The sequence below is a fragment of the Prevotella sp. C561 genome, from assembly GCF_000224595.1.
GTDB classification, from domain to species: Bacteria; Bacteroidota; Bacteroidia; order Bacteroidales; family Bacteroidaceae; genus Prevotella; species Prevotella jejuni.
In genome coordinates, this window is the sequence record NZ_JH114139.1 from 302551 (window position 1) to 307977 (window position 5427).

The following is a 5427-nucleotide window of genomic DNA, read 5'->3' on the forward strand; positions in this document are numbered from 1 at the left end:
ATCACTGAGATACCCCTATAAGAAGGATATAGGCTACTTGTTGTCCCTTATTCGTGCCAACATTAGCAGTAACGCTCTGTGAACTCTGTATGCCGGAGGCCTTCTGTGGACTCGAAATGTGCGCCAAAAAACTCCGTGAACTCTGTGCGCTCTGTGAGAGAAAAACCTATCCAGCGTGAGAGAAAGACCTCACCACGCCCCATGCAAGCAGCCCAATAGGGGTAACCTCACATACTACTCCCCTCTCCATTCGGAGAGGGGCTGGGGGTGAGGCCGCTGTGAGTTCTGTGAGAGAAAGAATAGTTCTCTGTGAAAAAGAAAGGCTAATCAAACAAACTGAAAATGTCAGGATATTTCGCAATCCATATCCCCCTCTTTTCGAGGAAACGCTCTTCTTGAACGAAGAAGAGGCCCTTCAATATTCGAGAACATGCCTTTCAAGGAGCAAGAACATGCCCTTCTTGATGCAAGAGGGGCTTGTTCTTAAACGCTGTTTATAACGTGCTGATTTCTTGAAGGTTATAGCGTTGACTGTAGAAGAATCTACACATCTCTCATGAGGGTGATTAACGCTATTCGATGTAATGATTTTTTACAGCCTAATTAGCTCGTCGAAGAGGGGAAGACGATTACTAATCAGCAATCATCAATACCCCATAAAGGAGAATAGAAAACACCACTAATGAGTGGTAGGAACTAAGAATAAGAGTACTAAAAAAGTCCACATACCACTCCCGCTCATCTATCCTCGTAATGGAAAGGAACGAAGGGAAAGTTTAGTAAAAGGCCCACACATCATCCCTGCTTATCTATCCTCGTAATGGAAAGGAGCTAAGGAACATGTAGTAAAAAGCTCACACACCAGAGTCACACACCTATCTGTCTAATGGAAAGGAGCAAAGGGACGTATAACTAAAAAGCCCACTCATCACCCCCACACCCCTATCCACATAATGGAAAGGAGCGAAGGGATGTATAACTAAAAAGCCCACACACCACCCCCACACACCTATCCACACCGTGGAAAGGAGCGAAAGGGAGGTGGCGATGAGACAGGCATCACCACCTTATTATATTATATATAGCGTCTGAGGAAGCGGATTACTTCCAGTTATGTTCTACTAATTTAGACACGGAGTTAGTAGTCATTACGGCGCCCATCACCTTTGACTTGATAGAAGAACTATACTCTGTGGCCCAGCCAGAAGGGAGTAGACGGGTCGTAATCGTACCGCTACCGTCCATTTTCGTTAGTCCCATCTTCTTCATCATCAACCATCCTTGCTCGAACTTAGCTATCATTGACTCGTCAGAGCCCATCAGTTTCATCTTGTCAATGAGGAAGCCTTTCACGTCGTCTTCGCTCATGTTGTTCTGTGTCTTACCTATGATGACGAGCTCGTTAGGCTCCTTAGTAACCTCATAGGTGACGATTGACTTTATTCCTTGCTGATTGACATCCTCTTTATCACCTGTCTTTAGCGTCTTACCAAAGAGGTTGAAGAAGGTTGAATGTTCCATTGTCTCAATGAAAGTCTGCTTGGTTAGCAAGTTGTTGAGCGACATCGCCATCTTATACTTAGGCAGGCCCTGCTCTAACTGAGGCTTTTCTTTATAGATAGAGTCGATGAACACCATCACAAGCTTGCTCACACTGGCCTGCACCTCCTCAAAGTTTAGGATGTCGGTCACCTTTCCGTTGGCATCAGTCTTTACTCGCATAGGAACATTACCGAGGTATTGACTCAGCATGTTCCTCGTCTGCAAGGCTGTAGACTGGTCGCCTTCAGTATTAATGTCCTTGGTTATCAATTCGATAACATACCCATCCGCATTGGCCTCCTTCACGGTAATGACGGTGTTACTACTCGTCTTGACCGACTGGTCGCCACCGCCCATAGGTGTTGAGATCTTCGTTTCCGACACAGTCGAATAAGTAGCTTGTTCGCCTTTCTGAAACTTAGCCTTGATGAGTGTCTGAGCGTTTAATGCTGTCAGAGCAAGGAGGAAAACAAAAGTAAGAAGTGACTTTTTCATAATTGATAATGTTTAAGTTAGTTGCTATGAATGCAAGGGCTGATAGGCTCGATAGGCCTTCCTGCCATCCTCTCTAAAGCAAAAACCAGCATTGTCGAGGGCTATAGAAACCCTCGGTAATGCCAGTATCCTTTTATTAATATGACCTTGCGATGATGACACGATACTTAGCAGGCTTGCCGCTAACCATGTCGACGCCTGGAGTCTGCTCGAACATATAAGGGACACAACGGATGGTTGCCTGCGTGTCTTCCTTAATCTTCGCCTCAGTCTCCTCTGTTCCGTCCCAGTGACAGAGGAAGAAACCACCGTCCTTCACTCTCTCCTTGAACTCATCATAGTTCTCACACTCATAGATATGAGCGTCGCGGAAGTCCTTGGCCTTCTTGAAGATATTAGCTTGAATGTCGTCGAGAAGGTTCTTGATGTGCTCTACGATGCCATCAAAACTTAGGCTTTCTTTCTCAAGCGTATCACGACGCATCACCTCAATAGTGTTGTTCTCTAAGTCACGACCACCCATAGCAAGACGTACAGGTACACCCTTAAGCTCATAGTCAGCGAACTTGAAGCCCGGACGCTTATTATCGGTATCGTCATACTTGACGGTGATTCCCAACTCACGGAGCTGGTCGATGACTGGTTGTAGCTTGGCTGTCAGTTCCTTCAACTGCTCTTCACCCTTGAAGATAGGTACGATAACCACCTGAATAGGTGCAATCTTCGGAGGGAGAACGAGACCGTTATCGTCAGAGTGAGTCATGATGAGCGCACCAATCAATCGAGTACTAACACCCCATGAAGTGGCCCATACATACTCTGGCTTGTTCTCCTTATTAAGGAAGGTGACGTCGAATGACTTTGCAAAGTTCTGTCCCAAGAAGTGAGAAGTACCACTTTGAAGGGCCTTACCATCCTGCATCATGGCCTCAATAGTATAGGTATCCAATGCACCCGCAAAGCGTTCTGTCTCACTCTTAACGCCCTGTACGACAGGAACAGCGAGCCATTTCTCAGCAAAGTCAGCATAGACACGCAACATGGTCTGTGCCTCCTTCTCAGCCTCCTCACGTGTTGCATGGGCGGTGTGACCCTCCTGCCATAGGAACTCTGACGTGCGAAGGAATGGACGAGTGCGCATCTCCCAACGCATCACATTACACCACTGGTTGCACATCAACGGTAGATCGCGCCATGAATGTATCCAGTTTTTATAGGTGTTCCAGATGATTGTCTCACTTGTAGGGCGTATGATCAGTTCTTCCTCGAGCTTCGCATTAGGGTCTACCTGTACGGCGTTGCCATCTTCAGTAGCCTTCAAGCGATAGTGAGTAACCACAGCACACTCCTTGGCAAAGCCCTTCACGTGTTCAGCCTCACGTGAGAGAAAGCTCTTAGGGATTAACATTGGGAAGTAAGCATTCTGTACTCCGGTCTCCTTAAACATCTTATCAAGCTGCGCTTGTATCTTCTCCCAGATAGCATAACCGTATGGTTTGATAACCATACAACCACGTACAGCAGACTGCTCAATCAAGTCTGCCTTTATTACTAAGTCATTGTACCATTGAGAGTAGTTGTCGGCTCTCTTGGTAAGTTCTTTCAGTTCTTTTGCCATAAATACTTTATTCTATTCTTTTACTTTACCCTTTTAGGGGATTTCCCACGTTGTTATAGGTGTTTCCCTTTTGCCATAATGGCATGAAACACTAACTTTGCACACAGATACAACTGGGATAAGCGAGCCTACGGGAGGTTTTCTCCCATCTACTCCGACCAGTCTATCTATTGCGAAAATAATGCAAATGAGTGCAAACGAAGCTTGTTTCTATTTGCCGAGTTGGCTTATTTTCTGCAAAAATACAAAAAAATGTTGGCAATAAGGGCCCTATGGCATATATTTGTTTAACTTTGCATGAATTAAAATGAATTAAGGCACGGTCGTTGACCATGCCGAATAAGGTAAAAGACAATAGTCATTTAATACGTTTGATTATGAAGAATATGAAGATGATGGCAGCAGGAATGTGTCTCCTCACTGTCGTAAGTTGTCAGACAAAACAAGGTACAGGATCATTAATCGGTGGCGGTGCTGGTGCAGCATTGGGCGGCATCGTCGGTCAAATAATAGGTCATAACGGTAAGAGTACAGCTATTGGTGCAGCCATTGGTGGTGCTGTTGGTGCAGGAGCGGGAGCCCTCATCGGTCGTCACATGGACAAGGTAGCACGCGAGGCATCGCAGCAGTTGCCTAATGCACGTGTCGATAAGGTTACTGATGCGAACGGATTAGACTGCGTGAAGGTTACCTTCGACTCAGGTATTCTCTTCCCTCTGAATGGTTCAAACCTAAGTGCTTCGGCCAAGAACGACCTCACGAAGTTTGCTTCCCTCATGCAACGCAACTCTAACTGTGACGTTGCTATACAGGGCTACACCGACGCTTCAGGTAATGACAACATTAATGTCCCATTGTCACAGCGTCGTGCTGAAGCCGTGTCATCCTATCTGAAAGGTCGTGGAGTGAGCAGTCGTCAGATCCGTTCAGTACAGGGCTTCGGTAGTGCGAACCCTATTGAGAACAAGACAATCAGCCAGGCTAACCGCCGTGTAGAGGTCTACCTCTATGCATCCTCTGAGATGGTACGTCAGGCAAACGATGGTTCTTTATAAGTAATCAATAGATACAACGGGACAGTCGTCTATCGTCTGTCCCAATAAACTTTGCTAATAAAATCTTTTCTAAGGGATATTGCCGAGGCAGTATCCCTTTTTCTTTGGAAAAGAAGAGGCGACACTCCATGCTTATTCCCCACGAATATGTAAAGAGTTTTCGCCATACTTGAATCCAGTATATGCCCTTCATGCTTCAAGAACATGCCCTTCAACGTTCGAGAATATGCCCTTCTTGACCCTTGAAGACGCCTTTCTTGATGCTTGATAAGGCCCTTCTTGCTTCGAGCCTATAAGTGATTGATTTCTTGTTAGTTGCGATTTAGTTTTTTAATCATACCACCTTATATCCGTAAGAGCTTTCTTGTACGTTTTTGTCAGGTTTTTTCAAGAACGCAGGAAATCTATTGGGTATTCTATTTCTCACAGATTTTCACAGAACGTTACAGCCAACAGAGGCCTCACCCCCAGCCCCTCTCCGAATGGAGAGGGGAGTGATCACCGAGATACCCCTCCATGTCCTCCAAATGGTTAGCAGCCCATCTTCTATCATTAGCAGGCCAAAAGGGGTAACCTCACATACTACTCCCCTCTCCATTCGGAGAGGGGCTGGGGGTGAGGCCTCTGTGAACTCTGTATGCCGAAGGCGTTCTGTGGGCTCAAACTGTGCGCCAAAAAGCTCCGTAAACTCTGTGCGCTCTGTGAGAGAAAAATATC

3 protein-coding genes are annotated in these 5427 nt (G+C 46.0%); 1 reads left to right on the forward strand and 2 read right to left on the reverse strand.

The genetic code is table 11. The features are described from left to right. Positions 1–1101: 1101 nt before the first annotated feature. A complete protein-coding gene (locus HMPREF0666_RS00920; RefSeq protein WP_009010399.1) occupies positions 1102–2037 on the reverse strand; it encodes a hypothetical protein in 936 nt (311 codons plus the stop codon). Positions 2038–2173: 136 nt separating this feature from the next. Further along, on the reverse strand, positions 2174–3655 hold the full coding sequence (proS, locus tag HMPREF0666_RS00925; protein WP_009010400.1) for a proline--tRNA ligase: 1482 nt from the start codon (positions 3653–3655) through the stop codon (positions 2174–2176). A 377-nt stretch (positions 3656–4032) separates the two neighbouring features. Between proS and HMPREF0666_RS00930 the strand changes: the two genes are divergently transcribed. Next, positions 4033–4710 (forward strand): OmpA family protein, encoded by a 678-nt coding sequence (locus tag HMPREF0666_RS00930; RefSeq protein WP_009010401.1) that lies wholly within the window; start codon positions 4033–4035, stop codon positions 4708–4710. The last annotated feature ends 717 nt before the right edge of the window (positions 4711–5427 follow it).